Here is a 21539-nt window from a genome sequence, read left to right on the forward strand (position 1 = left end):
CATTTGTTGTCGTTTTGGGCGCCCAGAACGACAACTAATGCGAGCTAGTTGGGGAGGCGGACAGGCATCACGAGGTAGCGGTAGTCGCCTTTGTCATCGCCGTCGGCGTCAACTTGGGCGGTGATCATGGCTGGCTTCGGTGCCGTGGTGAAGGAGAAGCGCACGAACTTGGTCTCGATCACGCTCAGGCCTTCCACCAGGTAGTGCGGGTTGAACGCTACCGTGATGTCTTCGCCGCTGAGCTGGGCTTCCAGTTCCTCGGAGGCCTGCGCATCTTCGCCGGTACCGGCGTCCAGACTCAGCTGGCCCTGCGTGAACGCCAGGCGAACCGGGGTGTTCCGTTCGGCCACCAAGGACACGCGGCGAACGGCTTCAACGAGTTCCTGCGTTTGGACCGTTGCGTGGATCGGCGTGGAATCCGGGAACAAGGACCGAATCTTGGGGTAGTCGCCGTCAACGAGCAATGAAGTGGTGGTGCGCCCGCCGCTTTCGAAGCCAATCAGGCGGCTGTCGTCGTCGGCGAGGGCGAGATGGATGTCACCGCTGCCGCCGAGAGTCTTGGCTACCTCGTTGAGGGTCTTGGATTTCACCAAGGCACTCGTGGAAATTCCCGGGGTGACGGGCTTCCACGGTACTTCCCTCATGGCGAGGCGGTACCGGTCCGTGGCGAGGAGGGTGATCATGTCATCCTCGATCTCCATCCGGACACCGGTGAGGATCGGCAGGGTGTCATCCCTGCTGGCGGCGATGATGACCTGCGAAACGGCCTGGGCGAAGGCGTCGCCGGGCAGGGTTCCGCTGATGGCGGGAAGCGCCGGAAGCGGCGGATATTCGGATTCCGGCATCGTGGCGAGATGGAAGCTGCTTCGACGGCATGTGAGGGTGACCTTGCTGCCATCGGTTTCGATGTCGACGGGAGCCGAGGGCAGGCTGCGGCAGATATCGGCCAGGAGCCGTCCGGAAACCAGGATGGTTCCTTCGGTGGTGATGTCAGCTGGAATCTCGAGACGGGCGGAGGTCTCGTAATCGAAGCTCGAGAGGCTCACTGTTCCGGCTTCCGCCTTGAGCAGGAGACCTGAGAGTACCGGGACGGGCGGCCGCGGAGACAAGGACCGGGCTGTCCATGTGACGGCTTCTGCCAGGACATCCCGCTCGACTCTGAACTTCACGGAAGGGTGCCGCCTTTCATTGCTGCTGCCAGTGTTCCACCGGAAACTCCCCCAGGAGCCCCGAAAACCAGCGCCCGGAACCCGAACGCTGCATGGTCCGCACTGAGCGAACTACAAAGCAGCGCCAAGGATGGACGCGATGCAGACAGCTTAGCCGGAACTTCGGGCATTAACCCATCCCCGGCCTGCTGGCTTGTGGTTCGAAGCAGCCGCGGGCTGCGTCGGTGGGTGGGCGGAAGGAGATTGTTATTTGAGGGAATTCATTTTTTTGGGATTAGTAGTGTTAATAACCCCTGTGGAAACTGTGGATAACCGTCCCTGGACCCGCAGTTCCGCGGTTAAGGCCTGTTCACGATATGTGGGTGACAGGGGTTTTAAACAGGGTGTGGACGTGGATAACCCCCAGGGCCGTTTTTAACGATCCACAGACGGCTTAAGGGTTTTAAGCCCATTAACCGCGCTTGTCCCCTTAAGTATCCACAGGCTTATCCACATGTGCCTGTTAATAAGGTATGTAGTACCTCGAGCGAGCCGACTCAGGAATCGCGTTGCTGCTGCTTGATGCGGTTGGTCAGCTCAGTCACCTGGTTGTAGATCACACGGCGCTCGGCCATCAGTTCGCGAATCTTGCGATCTGCGTGGATCACTGTGGTGTGGTCGCGGCCGCCAAGCTCCTGGCCGATCTTCGGCAGGGACATGTCGGTGAGCTCGCGGCACAAGTACATGGCGATCTGCCGTGCGGTCACCAAGGTGCGCGTCCGGGACTTGCTGCAAAGCTCTTCCATGCTGAGCTTGAAGTACTCGGCCGTCTGCTTCAGGATCTGGTCGGCCGTGATCTCCTGGGCGCCATCGTCGGTGATCAGGTCCTTCAGCACCATTTCGGCGAGGGCCACATCCACGGGCTGGCGGTTGAGGCTGGCGAAGGCAGTGACGCGGATCAGTGCGCCTTCGAGCTCGCGGATGTTGCTGGAGATCTTGGAAGCGATGTACTCCAAGGCGTCGTCAGGTGCGGACAGTCCCTCGCTCTGGGCCTTCTTGCGGAGGATCGCAATACGGGTTTCGAGTTCCGGCGGCTGGATATCGGTCAGCAGGCCCCACTCGAAGCGGGACTTCATGCGGTCCTCGAAGCCGGCAAGCTGCTTGGGCGGGAGGTCCGAGGTGATGACCACTTGCTTGTTGTTGTTGTGCAGTGCGTTGAAGGTGTGGAAGAACTCTTCGAGCGTCCGGTCCTTGCCAGCCAGGAACTGGATGTCATCGATCAGGAGCACGTCGACGTTGCGGTACGTGGTCTTGAAGCTGGCGCCTTCGTCGTCCCGGATGGAGTTGATGAAGTCGTTGGTGAACTCTTCGGAATTCACGTAGCGCACCCGGATGCCGCTGTAGAGCCGGCGGGCGTAGTGGCCGATCGCGTGCAGCAAGTGCGTCTTGCCGAGTCCGGAGTCACCGTAGATGAACAGCGGGTTGTAGGCCTTTGCCGGTGCTTCCGCGACCGCGACGGCGGCAGCATGGGCGAAGCGGTTGGAAGAGCCGATGACGAAGGTGTCAAAGACGTACTTCGGGTTCAGCCGGCCGAATTCGTGCGAAGTACTCGGCGGGGTGGGCTGTGGCTTGGATTCCACGGCCAGGTCGTTCACGGAGGAGAGTTCGACGGCGGGGGCCGGCTCTTCGTGGATGGGCACTAGATCCGTGTCGACGTCGATCGCGCACCGGATGTCGTCGGAAAAGACGCTGCGGAGGGCGTCATCGAGGGCGTCCTTGACTTGCGTCTGGAGAACCTCGCGGGTCAACTCGTTGGGTACGGCCACCAGGAGCGTGGAGCCGATCAGGCCCTGTGCCTGGGCAAGGATAACGAAACCACGCTGCCGGGGTGTGACGCGATCGTCTTGTTCCAGCAGGCTCAGCACCCGCCGCCAGGAACTTCCGACCGTGTTGGCGTGGTTGGCTTCGTCTACCGTCATCAATTGGTTCCCTCGAGTGCTTGCTTGCCTGGATTGCGGCAGCCGAAGGTCCAAACCATGAGTGGATTCCGAACCGAATCCACAGGGTTATGCACAGTCCGTGGATAATCGGCTACTGAGACACTCTAGGGGATGGAAACTCCAGAAGATAGCTGGGAAGAGGCTTGTGGATAATTACACGGTTGTGGTTCTGAAACGGGGTCTGTGACCGGCTTCATCCACAGGCTGGGGGTGTACTTAGCCACAGCTGGGGATAGCGGGCACCGAGGCTCCCAGTTTGACCTTGGGGGTCTTTTTGCCCTAACGTTGTGAAGTCCTATGTGTCCGCTTTTTGACCACCCGCACTTCCGGTAAATCCGGCGTTGGGCGGCGGCGGATACTCAATAAACTTAGCGTCGGCCAGTTCTTCCCCTTTTGATCGGGTGGGCGCACCTTTGATCCACTGGAGTAACTAACGTGAGCAAGCGGACTTTTCAGCCGAATAACCGCCGTCGGGCCAAGAAGCATGGCTTCCGCCTTCGTATGCGCACCCGTGCCGGCCGCGCCATCCTGGCCGCCCGTCGTGGCAAGGGCCGCGTCGAACTGTCGGCCTAAATAACTGACTCGTCGGTCAGCCTTCCAAGCGAGTCAATAGGTGCTAGCCACCCGTAACCGTCTGCGGACTTCTACCGACTTTTCAACAACTGTACGTTCCGGCGTCCGCAATGGACGCCGGAACTTAGTGTTATATACGGCACCTATCGGTGCCGGAGAACCGAGCCGCATCGGCTTCATCGTTTCCAAAGCTGTCGGGAACGCTGTGACCAGGAACCTCGTTAAGAGGAGACTGAGAGAAGCAGGTGCTTTGTCCTTGAAAAGGCATGGCACGGGTCTTGCTGTTGTGGTCCGGGCGTTGCCGGCGGCTGCGACGGCGAGCTGGGACCAGCTGCTGACGGATTACAACGCCGCCTTGGCGGCAACCACGAAACGGCTCGGCGGATCCTCTCCGCGGGTTGTTTCGCCCACCCAGGGCACCACAACGGAAGGGACACCGCGTGCATGAGCTGAGCTCCGCCGTCGTCCGCTTCTTTAGAGTCGCTCCGAGGATCCTCGGAACATTTCTGTGGGAGCTGCCGCGCAACGTCCTCATCATCTTGTTGAAGACGTACCGCAAGATCATCTCTCCCTTATACGGCCAGGTATGCCGGTTCTTCCCATCCTGCTCGGCATATGCCCTCGAAGCGGTGACGGTACATGGTGCCGTCAAGGGAAGTTGGCTCGCAGTGCGGCGCCTTGCGCGGTGCCACCCCTGGAACGCCGGCGGCGTGGACCACGTCCCCGCCGGACATCGTCACTGGCCCGAAGGCCAGACGCCCACAATTGTTGTACTGAACAACCCGGACCAGTTCCTGGCTGTGTGGTCTGATGAAGACGGTCGCCGCACAGCGGCCTGAGGAAATAGGGAAAACGTATGGACATCTTTGGAACAATTCTGGCCCCGTTCAAGTGGCTAGTGTCCGCGATCATGCTGGGGTTCCACGACGGGCTGAGTTTCATCGGCCTGCCGCCGGAAAACGGCTGGACCTGGACACTGTCCATCATCGGCCTGGTGCTGGTGATCCGTGCCGCCCTGATCCCTGTCTTCGTCAAGCAAATCAAGGCACAGCGCGGTATGCAGCTGCTTCAGCCCGATCTGAAGAAGATGCAGGCGAAGTACAAGGGGAAGACGGACCAGCTCTCCCGCCAGGCGATGGCGCAGGAACAGATGGCGCTGTACAAGAAGCACGGCACCAACCCGTTCTCCGCTTGTTTGCCCATGCTGATCCAGATGCCGTTCTTCTTCGCGCTGTTCCAGGTGCTTTCCGGTATTACCCAGGCCCGCCAGGCCGGCCAGGGTATTGGAGCCTTGAGCCATGAGCAGGTGGTGCAGTTCGACGAATCCAGCATCTTCGGCGCTCCCCTGTCCGCGTCCCTGCTTCACGGCGGCCCTGCGGGTACCGACCAGACGGTTGTGTGGATACTCTCCATCGTGATGATCCTGGCCATGACGGCGTCCCAGTTCATCACGCAGAAGCAGATCATGGCCAAGAACATGTCCGAAGAGGCCATGGCCAGCCCGTTCATGCGCCAGCAGAAGATGATGCTGTACATCCTGCCGCTCGTCTTCGGCGTCGGTGGCATCAACTTCCCGATCGGTGTGCTCATCTACTGGACCACTACCAACCTGTGGACCATGGGCCAGCAGTTCTTTGTCATCCGCCGCATGCCGACGCCGGGATCCCCCGCAGCCAAGGCACTCGCTGAGCGTCGCGCCGCCAAGGGCCTGCCGTCCATCCCGCTCCTGGGTGGCAAGAAGGACGCAGACGTCGCTGCCGAGGTGGCCGCCGTCGAGGTCAAGGCACAGCAGCGCATCCAGCCACAACGTAAGAACAGGAAGAAGAAGTAATGTCTGTTGAAAGCACCGAAGAGGCAACGGCCGCTGCCGCCGAGGAATTGGCAGAAGCCACAGAAGAAACTTCCGAAGAGGGCGCTGCTGCCGGTAAGGGCACTTCCGTGAGCCGCCTCGAGGAAGAGGGCGACGTCGCCGCAGACTACCTTGAGGAACTTCTCGACATTGCCGACATCGACGGCGACATCGACATTGAGATCCGCAATGGCCGCACCTACATCTCGATCGCAGCCGAAGACGACTCCGAGGGCCTTGAGAGCCTGGTAGGACGCGACGGTGAAGTGCTCGAAGCCCTTCAGGAACTCGCGCGCTTGTCCGTGCTGTCCGCGACCGAAAACCGGTCCCGCCTGGTGCTCGACATCAATGGCTACCGCAAGGAACGCGCCGGCGATCTGCAGCAGATTGCCGAAGACGCCGTGGCGAAGGTCAAGGAAACCGGCGCCCCTGTGGCACTCGAACCCATGAGCGCCTACGAACGCAAGATTGTGCACGACGCTGTTGCGGACCTCGGTTTCGTCTCCGAGTCCGAGGGCGAAGGCGTCGGCCGCCACATCGTGGTTTCGGCCGACTAACGGATCATGGTTGAAATCACGGCAGCCGAACTGCAGGCGGCAGAGAAGATTTTCGGTGACCGGCTTGGCCTCGCCCAGCGGTACGTAGAACATTTGGCGACATCGGGAACCGAGCGCGGGCTGATTGGCCCGCGCGAGGTTCCCCGCCTATGGAGCCGGCACGTTCTCAATTGCGCCGTCATCGAGTCCGCGATTGCCCACGGAAGCCATGTTGCGGACGTCGGTTCCGGTGCGGGGCTTCCCGGCTTGTGCTTGGCGATTGCACGTCCCGATCTTGAACTCACGCTGATCGAGCCGCTGGAGCGGCGCGTCATTTGGCTTCAGGAAGTGGTGGACGACCTCGGGCTGGGCAACGTCACGGTCATGCGCACCCGCGCCGAGCTCGCAGTGGGCATGGTCGACGCGGACGTTGTCACGGCGAGGGCTGTCTCTGCCCTGTCCAAGCTTGCCGGCTTGACCATTCCTTTGCTTAACGGCAAGGGTGAAGTGGTTGCGATCAAGGGCCGCAGTGCTGCCGAGGAGATTGAGCAAGCAGCAAAAGTGATCCGCAGGCTCGGCGGCGTGGAAACGTCCGTTGTGGTTTGTGGGCAGGAGCTCCTGGAAGAACCCACCACAGTGGTGAGGATCGTCGTTAACAAACAGCGGAAGATCGCTTAGCTTCGGCGCTGTGTCCCGCGTGTCCGCAACTGAGCGGTTAAGCTAGAGAACGGCAGCTAGAGCCGAATGAGAGTGAGAGTGTGACAGTGGGCAGTAGCGAAACCTCCACCCAGCGGATCCCGCCATTTATTTCCTTGGGGTCGGCTCGGGCCATGGCTGCACCCTCGGCGTCTTTTGAATCTGCGCTGATGCGTACGAATTCGGTTGCGAACGCCGCTGTTTCACGTGAAACGCTGATCGTCGGACACGACAACGTCATGGACTCCATCGACGACTCCAGCCCTATCGCGCGGCAGCTCGCCAACGAAACCCGACGGCGCGAGCGCCTGGTGGGACGCGAGCTTCCCAAGCCGGAGAAGACCCGCATTTTCACCGTCTCCAATCAAAAAGGCGGCGTCGGAAAGACCACGACGACGGTCAATATTGCGGCTGCCCTCGCTTCCGCTGGGCTCAACGTCCTGGTGATCGACATCGATCCTCAGGGAAATGCGTCCACCGCGCTGGGTATTGAACACCACGCAGACGTCGACAGCATTTACGATGTGCTGATCAACGACCTTCCGCTGCGTGACGTTGTGGCTCCTTGCCCTGATATTCCGAATCTCATCTGTGCGCCGGCGACCATTCACTTGGCGGGCGCCGAAATCGAACTGGTCTCCCTCGTGGCACGCGAGCAGCGCCTGCGCCGGGCAATCGATGTCTATTCGAAGGAGCGCGCGAAGAACGGTGAAGGTCGCCTGGACTTCATCTTCATCGACTGCCCGCCCAGCCTGGGCCTGCTGACCGTCAACGCCTTCTGCGCGGCCAGCGAGGTACTCATCCCGATCCAGTGTGAGTACTACGCCTTGGAGGGCCTGAGCCAGCTCCTCAAGAACATCGAAATGATCCAGAAGCACCTCAATGCTGATCTGGTCGTTTCCACCATTCTCCTCACCATGTACGACGGCCGCACCAATCTGGCCGCGCAGGTGGCTTCCGAAGTCCGTCAACATTTCCCGAACCAGGTTCTTGGCGCAGTGGTTCCCCGCTCCGTGCGTATCTCGGAGGCTCCGAGCTACCAACAGACGGTAATGACCTACGATCCGTCTTCCAGCGGCGCGTTGTCCTACATGGAAGCCGCCGCGGAAATCGCCGAGCGCTAGACTTCCTTAATCACTGCAATATCCTTGGCGGGCTCTATTCTTGCCATTCCACCGGAGGGACATACTAATGAGCGAAAAGCGACGAGGCCTGGGTAGGGGTCTTGGGGCTCTCATTCCCAGCTCCGCTTCGGCCGGTGCATCGGGCAATGGCGTTCCGGCGTCCCGCCCCGTGGACCTCTTCTTCCCTGAGGCGCGCAAAGCCCCGGAGACGCTGGATACGCCTGCGGTGCCTGAAACCGAAGTAGCGAAGAGTTCCCCCTCTCGAGGCTCTTCGGCCAAGAGTACGACGGCGGCAAAGACGCCTGCTGCGAAGTCGCCATCCGCGAAGGTCACCACTGATGAAGACCCGTCCGCGTCCGAACCGTCCGCGGCTCCTGCCGCTGCTGCTGGGAAAGCAGTTTCTGAATTCGCTCTGACGGAAGCGTCCGAGGTCCAGCTGGTCGAGGTTCCCGGCGCGCGCTTTGCCGAAATCCCGGTCGGGGACATTCATCCCAACCGCAAGCAGCCCCGCAGCGTCTTCGATGAGGACGACATGGCGGAGCTGGTTCACTCCGTCAAAGAAATAGGCGTTCTCCAGCCAATTGTTGTACGTACTTCAACCGAAAAGGGTGGAGAACCGTATGAGCTGGTGATGGGTGAGCGTCGATGGAGGGCTGTACAGGCCGCCGGGCTCGAAACTATCCCGGCGATTGTCCGCGATACCAACGATGACGACCTCCTCCGTGATGCTTTGCTGGAGAACCTCCACCGGAGCCAACTGAACCCCTTGGAAGAAGCAGCTGCTTACCAGCAGCTCCTGGAAGACTTCGGCACCACACACGAGCAGCTGGCTGATCGAATCGGACGTTCGCGTCCCCAGGTGTCCAACACGCTCCGTCTCCTCAAGCTTCCTCCCTTGGTGCAACGGCGCGTTGCAGCCAGCGTGCTCTCGGCCGGCCACGCTCGTGCGCTGCTCGCTCTCCCGGACGCAGCCGCGATGGAGCGTCTCGCTCAGAAGATTGTCTCCGAGGGTATGTCCGTACGGGCTACCGAGGAAGCAGTCGCGTTGTACCAGGATCCTACGGTGCCGCCCAAGAACAGCATCCCGCGCCCCAATGCACGCCATGAGCGTCTCGACTACCTTGCTTCCTCCCTTTCGGATCGACTCGACACAAACGTCAAGATCACCTTGGGTGCGCGTAAGGGCCGGGTCAGTATTGAGTTCGCGAGCGTTGAAGATCTGAACCGCATCATGGATGTATTGTCGCCCGGGGACGAAGGCTAGTCGCTGGATCTCTACGGAATCGGGGTTTGCTTCTAAAGAGGCAAGCCCCCTTTTTCGTTTAACGGTCGATCGAGGCGGGAATCGACATTCGGAGGATATCCGGCCACGTTTATCGCGCTGACTGGCGACAATTCGCTCCGCGGATGCCCTCGATGTGCATCCGGGGGCTGTGGATGGCTTTTGCAGCAAACTGGGATCCGTTGCCCTTTCTGCAAACGGGGTCAGGTGACGGCTGCCCTTGCCTGGAATGGAGCGAGCCGCCACCCGCGCTTCTCAACGATGCTTCGCTGTAAGACTTTCCGCTGCGTCTTATCCCTCGTATGTGGCGCGCCTTCGCGCCCGCGGGGTCGGCGGCAAGCGATCTTCCCGTTTGGAACGATCGGGGCTGCTGCGGATCTAGTCGGGTGTTTCACGCGAAACGAACAGACTTTAGTGCACAGGAGGGCAGGAGTCCGCTTATCGTTGACCGGATGAGCTGCAATTCGAGTCTCTAGTAGGCGATTGAATACTTGGGTGCCTTCTTCGCTGCATCCCTTTCGCACTGATTGAGAGTTCGCCTCCGCTCCTGGCGTGTTCGAGATATGCTCCTTCATGCCTGGCCGGCAGGTTCCTTATGGGCCCATACCCCGGCGTTTCACGTGAAACAACACAGCTTGCCGGCCTTCAGATCGACCGTCACCCGGATCTCCCTCGGCTAGAGCGCAGGGGCTTCGCCAACACTTCGCTGCGGACTCAGGTATCTGCTGTCCTGGATCGATTTGTTCTCTGGCGTTCGGTTCGGCTTCGTCCCCTTCTCTCGTGTTGTACCCGCGCGAGGCGGACTTGTGGACAAGAGCTGAACAACGTCCAGCTGACATGTCGTGCGCGCAGAGATCGCGACCATGCCGATCAACGGCACCCGGGATTCAGGGATGGTTCAGAATGCGGGAGCAGCCAGTTAGGGACTCCTTCCCCGCACAGCAGTGGCCACTGTTTCACGTGGAACAGGAAGAGCACCAGACGGGGCCTCGCATAGCTGGAGTTCGGCTAATCCCCGTGAGCTTGGTTGGTTAGGACACTAGTCTGTCAGTGGGCCTGTAGGCAGTGCTTCTGTAAGTGGATAGCGACTTGCTCTGTTTCACGTGAAACGAAGCGGCGCAGTCTGGGCTGTGGTGTTCAGGGCGAGACACCCAAGGTAATTGGTAGTCAACTCGCAGAACGACGTGAATCCCCAAGACGCGGCTTCGTAGCGTGTCTCACCGGCTGGTGGTTTTCCGCTTTGGTTCTTTCAATTCACCGTCCATAAGGTGATGCTTCGGCATTTCGGCGCCGGCATCTGGCCTGTCAAAGGAGCTGGCGCTCTGGCCTAAAGCCACTGAGCGAAACCTCCAGATGGTGGCGATGGCCCGATGATTCCTTCGCATCCGCCATTCTCGAGCGCCGAACTGACTCTTCTCGGCGCTAGCCTCCCCCTGCGGTGGACTACGATCACACTCAGCGCCAGGCCAGTTGGCTGCGCGCGGAAGGCCAAGAAGTAGTTCTGTTGGGCGCTTGATGCCGGCAATCGCGCGTCCGTTCAGCTTCCTCCTCCAATTCCCCTCCAGCGTGAGGTGGGCTTCAATAGCGCTCTGCTCGCGTCAGGTGCAGGCGGGTGCGCGGCTCACTGTGGCGGTTGGGCACCAATAGATGCAATGCAGAAAGGTGCTCTGCGAGTCTTGAACGCCGAAGGATCAGGGGCCGGTCACGGTGTGTGGGAAGGTCGCGGCGGAGTTGCCTCCGACAGCGCAGCGTCACGTGAGGGGTTGTAGTTCTCTTGCCGGAGGTGTCTGTCGCATGCGTCGACGACCGATGACGGCAAGCGTAAGGTTCGGATCGAGCCCATGCTGAACCCTCGTGAACTCCGACACATGCGACGCGCGGTCGAGGTCGGCGCTCGGATACCGCTTCCCTGTTTGGATACAAGGTGAGATCGATACAAGCAAAGTGCCCTCTGGGTAGATTGCATCTCGCTCCGGAACAATAGGCCGGTCCGGTCTGGGTAGACATCAACGTTGTTCCATGCCCGATGCAGGTAAGCAGGCAAGACTGCTCACAAACGTCCCGGCCCGTGGGATGGAAGTCGTCCAATTTGTGCCGCCGGCTCGGGCCGTGACTCAAGGACCGGTAGGGTCAGCGGATCCAGACGTAGCCTCACCGCATTCCCTCTGTACGCCTGAACTCGCCGGCTTCGTGGGTAGGAGTGTTCTCGTTGGAGCTGAGACCAGCTTCCATGCCGGGAGTCGGACTGGTGATTCGTGCCCTTGTACTAGTCGCGTGATCGCCGGGAAGGAGTTGAAGGAGCGTCTGCTCCCCCAGGCTCGTAACCAGAGTGCGCCCTCGTGCCTTGAATGTGGTCTTACTGCCTCCGGGCCCAACTCTTGCGTCGCAGCGCTTTCGCTGTGACGGTTCTTTCGTTGGCTCACGCGTTCGCGTTATGTGAGTGACGCGAGGCAAGGTGGATGGTCGTCAACCCATGCGGAGGAACAAGTATGTTGTTGAAAGCACTGGAAGCGGTGACGCGCTTGAACCTGGACCCGACACGGCATCCTCGTGCTCGCGCGAATCAGGTGGGTGTGGCTTTGAGCACTGGTTAGTGATGCGCAGTGTTTGCGTCCGCTGGTTCACATGACCATCCGAATTCTGGGGTAGTACGCGGACCGGTCTCTCAGCGCGTCATCGAAGGAACACTGAGTCTGCCCCGGCCACTTCATTCGGAAGATCGGCTGGAAATATTGACGGTTCTAAGGGCTGACGATGACGCAAGATGGAAGCGTCGTGTGGAGCTGGCTCCGTGTACGAAAGTGAAGATTTGCTCCGCCCGCAGGATGTGTACACGTCCTGCGCCACAAGAAGCCGCTGTTGAAAAGTCTGAGAGCAGCGGTGGATATCTCTGTGGATAACTTTGTTGATAAGTCTGCCAGGTTTAAGTGTAGACAGCGAGCATCGTCTGGGTCTGTATCTGGCTGGCGGTCATAGTCCTTTGAAGCTCGTGTTCTTCGATCGCTCTGTTTCACGTGAAACAGAGCCATGGTCTTGAAGCTGGCCATTTTCATCCGAATTTGGCCTGATTTTGGGCGGTTGATCGCCCTTTGCGAGCATTTCGGGCCCGCGTTCGATCTGATTTGACCTGCGGAGCTGGATGTCGCCTTGATTCGCACTGGTCGCGCCCAATACGCGGGTAGGAGGAGTTGTTCGAACTGACCCATTCATGCGGTGGATATCGCTGTGGATAACTTTGTGCATAACTTCTGACTGAACGGTGGATATCCGGCGCAGCCTCGACGCAGCCGCTGCGGAAGGCCGTCCCATGTTGGGGACTAGTATCGCCACTTTGATCGCCTATCGACGGGACCCCACGGGCTCCCAAGCCTAACGTGACCGGCGTTTTGAGCGGCCGGACATAGTCATGTTTCACGTGAAACGACGTCAGCCGACGGAGAAATTCTCGACCCTCAAGGCGGTACCGAGACGTCTCGGATGCAGGTCTGGGAGTACATCAACATGGGCCTTGGACGAAGGCTGGTCCGCCGAGTTAGTGTCCGTCCACGGGACCAGCGAGTAGTCGCGCCCGCCTTCGATCTAGATCGAAGGCACGGACGCTTGTCCTGGGTCCAGCTTGAGTCCCACTTTCACGGGCGAAAGATCGGTGGACGATCGCCATGTACGCGCGACGAGCGAATCCTCAGCCATGGGATCTGTGGTCCGATCTTCAGCCTGTACAACCGGGCGCACCTTACGCTCCAGGATGTGCACCGGTCCTTCAATACGCGCTAGACGTTTCGCGCCCCGCAAGTACCGAATGCCCTTCATCGCCCCCACGTTCCGCGCTCCCCGCGGTCGAATCGGACCGTTCCCACTCCTGTCTGTGCCGGCTGTTTAAGCTCATGGAAGCGGTGTCAGGGCGGCCTGCCCAAAACCTATGCGGTGTCCGCGGTTGCTGCGTGTCTGGATGATCACCCCCACGAGCCCGCAGTTGGTGTCTGAGTGCCTCCGCGCTGTGAGGCCGCCAGGTCGGAAGGAGGGGCAAATTCAGCCGAAGTCCAGGCAATAGTTCGCCCAGCGGAGGTCCGTCGTCGGTTCTGGGCTCGGGGTTTATGAACAAGCACCACTGTTCCCGGTTCGATGCAGAGTTGCCTACGGTGCGGTACTGAGTTGCCTCGGACGACTGTCCGACGTTGGAATTGCGCGTGGAAACTGCCGGACGAGCTTAGTGAGCGGGAGCGTGGCTTCAGCCAGACCGGACCCCATGCCAATTCGAAACACGATCTGTCCATCGGGCCTAGCCTTGGAGAGGCAGCCCGCCACGCTCGGGCATGGTTCGGTCGCCTGGTCAGGATTCAACCCCCACAATGACGTGAAGGGGGCAAATGGACGTCTGTTATGGCGTGCCGTTTTCCCGGCCGCCGCCCCCGCAGGAGGTGGATGCAATGCTGTTCTTCTTACCCTGTGCGAATGATGGCTACTCGAGAAGATCCGGGCGGCTGGCCTGAAGGCGCAATCTTCAATGTCGCCCTTGTGGGTTCACCATGCAAGCTGCCCTCGAAGGCAGGCGCGCGGCCGGCGACAGGCGCGCGCGCATCTGAACCCGCGGCACGCGCTACGGTCAATTCACGGTCCAAGAAGCCAACGTCACGCTGCGAGATGCCAAACATCAGTCCTGGCGCCATTGAGAGAGATGTCTCTGCACAATGCCTTCCCGCACGCCTCACGGTGTATCCAGCCCAAGTGCACCGGTGGATCATCTTCTCTCAGTCCCTTGTCAGCAGCCTTCTTTAAAGTCTCCGATCGGAAAGCTACTGCGGACGCTGCACAGGAAGGGACTGAGTCCTTAGGCGCGGAAGCCCGCATATATGCAGACAGACACCCTAAATTGATTGGTCGCGGTTCTAAACACCGGTTTACGCAGAAACTAGGCGCCTCGATGCATCATCGCGTCACCGAAGGCGCCGTCTGGACACACCGGGCAGTGCGTGCGACGAGGGCGCCGTCTGGATACGCCGGGCAGTGCGTGCGACGAACCCAAGACCCAGGCTAATTGCCTTGGCATCCGCAAGATGAAGCGGAGACTACCAAGGACCAGTCATCCCGCGAGTGGGAACTGAAGCTTCTCTCGGCCATGCGTGAGTCGCCGTGTTGACGCATGTCGCGGTGGGACCTTACGCGCGAATCGTCCGCCCGCCCGCACCCAGTCAGCCCGAGTGATGTGCGGGATGCTCTCCGGACAGATCGCCGTTTCACGTGAAACATGAAGCACGGAAGGGCGCGCTGGTGATACGCATATGTACCGGTGTCGAATGGCCCGGAGCGTGCACGTGCACTCAACAAGTGGTGATTCCAAGTGGCGAGCAGGAAGCGGCGTTCAATGGTTCCGAGGAAACGGGAACCTAGCCCAACTTGAGTGCGGCAGCGCTTGAGCCCGCCAGCCCGGAACGTGCCCGCAGCTCTCGTATCGATCAGCAATTGCGTTTCACGTGAAACCGCGTCAGTTTCTGATTTCATGCATTTCTGGCCACTCGGAATTGGAAACCGACGCGCAGTTCGAGGACAAGAGTCGGTAGCTACGTTTCACGTGAAACGGTGGGTGTACCGAGTGCAAAAAGGTACCTGTCTGGAATTGATTCAATTTGGGAGCTTTCCTAGATCGTATGAGTGGACAACGCGGTTTCACGTGAAACAGTGGAATGAAGGACTTCGTCGTTGACCGATCCCGCGGGCCACGCAGGTGTGTGGACCCCTCGGCATCGGTCCTACCTTAGGAGACTCGACAGTAGTCCCCCTGTCCCCTTGCTCTTTGCCGTACTTTCCCGGCAATTGCCCCACCACTGCCCGGTTCCAGCTCAGCAACGGACCCCACGACTATCTATGCCGTCTCCCAAAAGAACTGCCTGTTTTGAAATTGAAATAGGTCACAAACGGCGGAGCCAAACTTAGGACAGCCGCCGCGCGTACCAGTGACCACCAATACCCCAGCAATCACCACCGGCGGCGAGGCTTTGGACCCAGGACCGTGTGCCCGAAGGCACGAAAAAGCCGGTGGCCTTCGCTCAAGAGCGAAAACCACCGGCCGAATCAGAGGCGCCCGCTAAGGGACGCCAGACGTCCTAGGACAGGACGGATTCAAATTCCTTTTCGAAGAACTGCTTCGGCTTGGCGCCGATCACCGTGCTCTTCACTTCTCCCCCACTGAAGAGGTAAACCGCCGGAATAGACGTGATGCCGTATTCAGCGGCGATGGCTGGGTTGTCGTCGACATTCAGTTTGACGACATCGACCTTGTCTCCGTACTGGACAGAGATCTCGTCGAGGATGGGACCCAGCTTGCGGCACGGGCCGCACCACTCTGCCCAGAAGTCCACAATGACCGGCTTTTCAGCGGCCAGGACGTCGGTGCTGAAACTGGCGTCGGTAACGTTTTTAGCGTTGCTCATAATTCTTTCCCTTCGAATGGATGGCTGCTGTGCCGATTAGGCGTGCAGGTCTGCAAGATAGTGCTCGACGTCCAGGGCCGCGACACAACCGGAACCAGCGGCTGTGATGGCCTGCCGGTAAGTGGGGTCCACTACGTCGCCGGCGGCGAAGACGCCCTTGATGCTGGTCTTGGAGCTGCGGCCGTCGACGGCGATGGTGCCTTCAGGAGCGAGCTCCAGCTTTCCCTTGACGAGCTCCGTGCGGGGATCGTTGCCGATGGCCACGAAAACGCCTGTGACGGCGAGTTCGGACTCGGTGCCGTCGACGAGGTTCTTCAGCTTCAAGCCGGTCACCTTGTCCCCACCGATGACGTCCTCGACGGCGGTGTTCCACACGAAGTTGATCTTCTCGTGGGCCTGGGCGCGGTCACCCATGATCTTGGAAGCCTTGAGGGTGTCGCGGCGGTGCACCACCGTGACGGACTTGGCGAACTTGGTGAGGAAGAGCGCTTCCTCCATGGCAGAGTCGCCACCGCCGATCACTGCGATGTCCTGGTCCTTGAAGAAGAAACCGTCACAGGTTGCACACCAGCTCACGCCGTGCCCGGAAAGACGCTTTTCATTCTCGAGGCCGAGCTCACGGTATGCGGAACCCGTGGAGAGGATGATGGCACGTGCCTTGAAGGTCTCCCCCGTGGCGATGGTCACGGACTTGATGTCGCCGTCGAGGTCCAGTTCGGTGACGTCCTCGAACTGGATTTCAGTCCCAAAGCGTGCCGCCTGCTTTTCGAAGCTCTCCATGAGATCAGGTCCCATGACGCCCTCGGGGAAACCGGGGTAGTTCTCGACGTCTGTTGTGTTCATCAGTTCGCCACCTGCAGTCACGGAACCGGCGATGAGCAGCGGGTTCATGTTGGCGCGTGCCGTGTAGACGGCCGCCGTGTAACCGGCAGGCCCTGAGCCTACGATGATGACATCACGTACGTTGGACGCGGTGTTTTCTGCGTTGCTCACTGGTGGGTGAACCTCTTCCTTAGTCGATGCACCGGATCCTTGCGGCCGGCCACATGGCACAACCCTATGTCGGCGCGGAATATTCCGATGTTCCCGGGGACCCTAATATCCGCCACCATTCAGGGTACCTTCCGGGAGCACAAGGCATCGAAGGAGCAAGACTCCGTTACCGGAGTTGACGGCCGCCCGGGACGCACGCGCCCCAAGCTCCCAGCGGAAGCAAACGCCAGAGCGGTGACAAGCGGCCGAAGGGTCTTCCCGCCGTCGGCTACTGGACCTTGATCTCCGCAAGGCGCAGGCCGAAACCGTAGCGCGTCTTCGGCGCGGTCAGCTTGGGCAGGGACTTAATGGAGATGATGACGTATTGGGCCGTTACAGGGGAACTGAGCGGCATGGTGAGCTCCGGTGAGGTGAAGCTGTTGGTGCCAACCAATTTGGCGCCGTCCATAGCCGGACGATCGTTGGTATAAACGTTGATGTTTCCACCGGAAGCGCCCAACTGGCTCAATGTGACGGATGTCACTTGCGAGGGTGCCTTGAGCTTGACGAGCAGCGAAACTCCATCAGGAGCGAGTCCACCCCAGTCCGCAGTGGCGAACTCCATGTCCGACCAGTAACTCGCGGCATTGCCGTCGTAAGCCTTGACCAGGTCTTTGTCGTAGGTCGCAGCGAACTCGAAATCGCCCATGCGAGTGACTCCATCAATGGCCGGAGGCGCTGCGACCGGAGGTGCTGATGCGCTGCTGCTCGGCTGGCCGGTCACCGTTTGGGACGCTGTGGAGGATTGCTTGGCAGCAGGCGGCCCGCCGGGGATCAGGTTGCCGAGGTTGGTGACTGCCAGGATCAAACCCACGATCAAGACGGCGGCAAGGACCCCGCCCACGAGCCAACGGAAGGAACGGGGCTCGCGTACTGGTTCCTCGTCGTAGTATTCGTCCTCGTCGAGCGGCTCTGCCTGCTCACGCGCAGTCGACGGGAAGCTCGATGCTCCTCGGCTGTATCCCCCGGTAGCGGCAGCCGCTTCGCGGGAAGCGCCTGCGCCGCGGGAGCGGGCGTCGTCGTTAACGAAGCCGTAGTCGTCTTCGGACCAGAGGGAGACCTTGGATTCCTGGGCCGGGTTCGCTGAGGTAGGCGCCGGAGGGGAGGACGCTTGAACAGCCTGCGTGGCAGGGGGCGCCTGGATTTGCTGGGGAGCGGTCCGGTTAGACTCATCGGCCCGGTTCGATGGGGCGGCAGCCGAAGCGGATCCGGGCCCCCCGGAAGGTGCGGCTTCGACGTCGTCGCTGTTTGACTTGCCGGTGCCCTTAACGGCGGCCGCGGCCGCAGCGGCAGCCGCCCCTGCTCCGGCTGCCGCAGCGGCGATCCGGGAACCGATGCCTCCCGGGGCCGACGCCGGCCGGCTGGCGGGCATGGGAGGAACCACCGGGCGGCGCGGGTCCGCGGGTGACGCGGCGCCTGGTAGTGGTTCGCCGGCCGGATTCGGCTCGACCTCGTCGTAACTGATGTACTCGGCGTCGTGCTCTTCGTCGTCGTACAGTCCGTCGTAGGTCTCGGGCTCGTGGGACCGGGCCTGGCCGAAGATCTCGCTGCCGAGGGTGTCCGTGAAGAACGGTTCGACGTAAGGCGGGTTGGTAGCCACCACGAGGTCCAGCAGGTCAGGAGCGCTGCTGTGGTTGGTGATGAGGTACGTGGTGCTGTCGCTGACGCCGAGATCGAGGATCTGGACATGCCCGGGCCGTTCGCCAGTGGCTACCTCGCGGGCGCTCTTGGCAACCTGATCGGCGTTTCCGGGGCCCGCCACGAGGATGCTGACGGGTCTGTTGAGGACCTGGTCCACGCCGTCGAGCACCAGATCTTGGTCGTGCGAAGTCAAGACGGTGGCTGTGACTTTGTAGCGGCCGCCAAGCACTGATCCGACATCGATCGGGTGGGACACGGGTTCCTCCTATGACTGTCCGGAAGCTGCGGGTCCTGAATACGGGATCCGGCCAGCCGGGTGACCCGTGGTCTGCAACTACCTGTATTAGTTTCTGATCCTAGCTGATTGGGCCGTTCTGGCTCCCGGTTTGCGAGGATGCGTCACCTTTTGCGGCGGGGTCCACCGCGGAAATAGGGGTTGTTTCCCAGCGTCCCCTGATAGGTGCGGCGGCCGGGCAACGGGATGCCTGGGCGGCCTGCGGCCCCCTGCGCGGTGCTGGGGATGTCTTCATCGGGCAGGTATGCCTTCTCGACGTCGGACCAAGCGTCCACCTTATCTTTCCCTTCGGCAGTAGCTCCATCGCGGACGTCATCCCACCCGTCCTTGGAAGGGATTGTCTGCAAGGCGGGTCCGGCGCGGAAGGATGCGGCGTCGAACTCGCCCGAGATGCGCGGAATGAGCCCGGTGTCGTCCGAAACTGTGGCGCGGACCGCCGTCGTGGGCTGCTTTCCGCCCGCGGACGGTGCCTTGGCGACCGGAACTCCCCGGCCGAGCCGGCCGAGCACCGGGCGGAGCAAATCGCGCAGCTCACTGACGTGGAAGACGCGCAGGAGGAACAGATACGCAACGAGCATGACGGGGCCGACGACGACCACCGTCACCAAAGCGGCGAGCCTGCTGCTCCAGGCGAAGCCGTCAGCGTGATAGCTGCCCAGGAGCCATAGGGCCAAGGCGCCGGCGATCGCCGATCCCAGAGCGGCGTAGCCCATGCGAATGTACGAGTTTGCGATCCGGGGGCCGTCCACGTGGCCGAGGAGGCGACGCAGGAACCAGACGCTGATGACCACGGAAAGGATATTGCCGAGCGTATACAGGACGGCGATCGCGAAGATGATCCGGCCCACCGGCAGGAATTGGATGATGAACGCGCCCACAACGTTGAGCAGGGCCAGCATGAGCTGGATGTAGAAGGGCGTCCGGGCGTCTTCGTTGGCGTAGAAGACCCGGGACATCATGAAGTTGGCGCTCATGAACGGCGTGCTCAGCGCGAGGATCGTCAGCGTCTGGGCGAGCATGACGCCGTCCTGGGGGTTCCCGCCGGAGAAGAACATGCCCAGCGGTCCGGCGAGGGCGAACAGGGCCAGTGCCCCGAAGACAGTGGCGACGGCCATGGTCCGCAGCCCGTGCGAAAGTGCTTCGCGGAGCTCGGCTTTGTTGCCTGCCTGGGAGGCGTGGGCCATCCGGTTGAACAGCACCGTGGCGAGCGACAACGCGATGATCGAGTGCGGGAGCAAGTACAGCTGGCTGGCGACTTCCAGGACCGCGTTACCGGGGAGGGTGGCGGCAGCAGGGTCCCCTTCGTGCGCCAGGCGGAGCCGCTCGGAGCCGGGAATCGTGGCAATCCTCATGACGTAAAGGAAAGCGAGCTGCCCGACGGCGGCGGTCAGGAGCGTCCAGACGCTCAGTTTTGCTGCCTGGCCCAGTCCCACGCCCCGCCAGCCGAAACGCGGCCGGAGCCCGAGCCTCAGGCGGATCACCGGGACGAGGAGTATGGCGGTCTGCGCGATCACGCCGACGGTCGAGAATCCCGCGATCAGGAAGGTCTGGAAAGGTCCCCAATTGTCCAAAGTGTGGGGGTTGGTGATGTTGGCGCCGAGGATCCAGATGAACATGCCCAGTCCAGCGATGGCCACCACATTGTTCAGGATCGGCGCCCACATGGCGGGCCCGAAGGCGCCGTTGGCGTTGAGGACCTGGGTCAGGAGCGCATACAAACCGTAGAAGAAGATCTGCGGCAGGCAATAGAACGCGAAGGTTACGGCCAGCGATTTCTGCTGGGGTGAATAGCCCTGGGTCGTGAGGTCGATAACGATCGGCGCGGCCAGTGTGACCAGCGCCGTCAGCGCCAAGAGAACCAGCACCGCCAGCGTCAGGAGCCGGCTGATGTAGTCCGCGCCGCGGTCCGGGCCCTTGCTGGCTTTGATGATTTGCGGGACAAGCACGGCGTTGAACACACCGCCCGCCACCAGGAGGAAGATCAGGTTGGGCAGGTTGTTGGCGTTGATGAACGTGTCGTTAACCGTCGATCCCAGGCCCAGCGCGGCGCCAAGCATCCAGGTTTTGGCGAAGCCGAGGAACCGTGAAACGAGCGTCCCTGCGGCCATGACGGCGCTGGAACGGGTTTCTCCGGACTGGGTTGACTGGGTTGTTTTGGCGGCAGACATTGTCATTATCGTCCCATGAGCCGGGCTGCCTGATGCGTCAAGACCATATAAAAGGCCGCGTTAGAGGTGTTCGGGCAGGACTTCCCGGGCAAGATCGGCGATGCGCCGCTCATTGGGAAAGGACAACTTGCGGGCCAATTCCTGGAGCGGAACCCAAGCGGCATCGATGGCCTCTTGGTCGGGATCGTTCTCGATGGTCAGCTCTCCGCCCGTCGCACGCAGGAGGAAATGGTGCACCGTTTTGTGCACGCGGTGCCCGCTTACGGTGAACCAGTAGTCGATGCTGCCGAGCGGAGCGAGGACGTTGCCTTCGATCCCGGTCTCCTCCGCAATCTCGCGCACGGCTGCTTCTTCGTTGTTTTCCTTGCCCTCCGGGTGCCCCTTCGGCAGGCACCACTCGAGCCGGCCACCCCTATTAAGGCGGGCGATGATCGCAACCCTCAGTTCGCCGTCGGACGTGTCCACTACGACGCCGCCGGCGGAGACTTCTTCCACGGTCGGAAGGGCGGCCTGTGCCGGGTGCGGAGCGGGCGCGACGTGGGCACCAATTGCCGACGGCAATGGTGCGTTCGTCCTCCTGCCAGGAGCACTCGGGATCGGGTTGGCCATGAAGTCCACTCTAACGACTCTTGCCCGTTGGTGATGACCGGGACATGGACTCAGGGTGACGTGCGGATGGCGTTCGGCCGTGATCCCGGTGCAGTCGCCATGCAATCGCAGCGCAATGACAAGGATCCGGTGGGATGGCGCAGCGAAATCTGACAAGC

General features: G+C 61.1%; 15 protein-coding genes. 8 read left to right on the forward strand and 7 right to left on the reverse strand.

All coding sequences use genetic code 11. From position 1 onward, the window contains the following. Positions 1-44 precede the first annotated feature (44 nt). Positions 45-1169 (reverse strand): DNA polymerase III subunit beta, encoded by a 1125-nt coding sequence (gene dnaN / locus AC1DJB_RS08145; RefSeq protein WP_059388865.1) that lies wholly within the window; start codon positions 1167-1169, stop codon positions 45-47. A 536-nt stretch (positions 1170-1705) separates the two neighbouring features. Then, positions 1706-3127 (reverse strand): chromosomal replication initiator protein DnaA, encoded by a 1422-nt coding sequence (gene dnaA / locus AC1DJB_RS08150; protein WP_059388864.1) that lies wholly within the window; start codon positions 3125-3127, stop codon positions 1706-1708. Between the two features lie 456 nt (positions 3128-3583). On the opposite strand from dnaA, the gene rpmH reads away from it, so the two are divergent. From rpmH to AC1DJB_RS08190, 8 genes are all read left to right on the forward strand, one after another. Further along, positions 3584-3721 carry a 50S ribosomal protein L34 gene (gene rpmH, locus AC1DJB_RS08155; RefSeq protein ID WP_011776797.1) on the forward strand — a complete coding sequence of 46 codons (138 nt, stop codon included), beginning with the start codon at positions 3584-3586 and terminating at the stop codon, positions 3719-3721. Between the two features lie 40 nt (positions 3722-3761). Beyond that, entirely contained in the window at positions 3762-4169 is a 408-nt protein-coding gene (rnpA, locus tag AC1DJB_RS08160) for a ribonuclease P protein component (RefSeq protein WP_084784496.1), read from the forward strand. 1 nt (position 4170) lies between these two features. Then, positions 4171-4560, forward strand: coding sequence for a membrane protein insertion efficiency factor YidD (gene yidD / locus AC1DJB_RS08165; RefSeq protein ID WP_306963491.1), 390 nt, complete (start codon positions 4171-4173; stop codon positions 4558-4560). A gap of 17 nt (positions 4561-4577) precedes the next feature. Then, positions 4578-5552 carry a membrane protein insertase YidC gene (gene yidC, locus AC1DJB_RS08170; protein WP_059388863.1) on the forward strand — a complete coding sequence of 325 codons (975 nt, stop codon included), beginning with the start codon at positions 4578-4580 and terminating at the stop codon, positions 5550-5552. Beyond that, the gene (locus AC1DJB_RS08175) at positions 5552-6127 is read left to right on the forward strand and encodes a Jag family protein (protein WP_441432827.1); all 576 of its coding nucleotides are present in this window, start codon (positions 5552-5554) and stop codon (positions 6125-6127) included. Before yidC ends, AC1DJB_RS08175 begins: the two co-directional genes overlap by 1 nt. A gap of 6 nt (positions 6128-6133) precedes the next feature. Continuing rightward, complete coding sequence (gene rsmG, locus AC1DJB_RS08180) at positions 6134-6784, forward strand: 16S rRNA (guanine(527)-N(7))-methyltransferase RsmG (protein ID WP_059388861.1); 651 nt, start codon at positions 6134-6136, stop codon at positions 6782-6784. Between the two features lie 86 nt (positions 6785-6870). Continuing rightward, entirely contained in the window at positions 6871-7926 is a 1056-nt protein-coding gene (locus AC1DJB_RS08185; RefSeq protein ID WP_253257323.1) for a ParA family protein, read from the forward strand. Positions 7927-7993: 67 nt separating this feature from the next. Continuing rightward, positions 7994-9190: a ParB/RepB/Spo0J family partition protein gene (locus tag AC1DJB_RS08190; RefSeq protein ID WP_441432828.1), complete on the forward strand. Its 1197-nt coding sequence runs from the start codon at positions 7994-7996 to the stop codon at positions 9188-9190. Between the two features lie 6119 nt (positions 9191-15309). Here AC1DJB_RS08190 and trxA read toward each other — a convergent pair. From trxA to AC1DJB_RS08215, 5 genes are all read right to left on the reverse strand, one after another. Further along, positions 15310-15636: a thioredoxin gene (gene trxA, locus AC1DJB_RS08195; protein WP_059388860.1), complete on the reverse strand. Its 327-nt coding sequence runs from the start codon at positions 15634-15636 to the stop codon at positions 15310-15312. A 36-nt stretch (positions 15637-15672) separates the two neighbouring features. Further along, positions 15673-16629 (reverse strand): thioredoxin-disulfide reductase, encoded by a 957-nt coding sequence (gene trxB, locus AC1DJB_RS08200; protein WP_306963420.1) that lies wholly within the window; start codon positions 16627-16629, stop codon positions 15673-15675. A 268-nt stretch (positions 16630-16897) separates the two neighbouring features. Next, the gene (locus AC1DJB_RS08205; protein ID WP_441432829.1) at positions 16898-18565 is read right to left on the reverse strand and encodes an ABC transporter substrate-binding protein; all 1668 of its coding nucleotides are present in this window, start codon (positions 18563-18565) and stop codon (positions 16898-16900) included. Between the two features lie 143 nt (positions 18566-18708). Further along, a complete protein-coding gene (murJ, locus tag AC1DJB_RS08210) occupies positions 18709-20772 on the reverse strand; it encodes a murein biosynthesis integral membrane protein MurJ (protein WP_306963492.1) in 2064 nt (687 codons plus the stop codon). A 60-nt stretch (positions 20773-20832) separates the two neighbouring features. Continuing rightward, complete coding sequence (locus AC1DJB_RS08215) at positions 20833-21333, reverse strand: NUDIX hydrolase (RefSeq protein ID WP_059388857.1); 501 nt, start codon at positions 21331-21333, stop codon at positions 20833-20835. Between the last annotated feature and the right edge of the window lie 206 nt (positions 21334-21539).

Source organism: Arthrobacter sp. 01T428 (assembly GCF_056398685.1).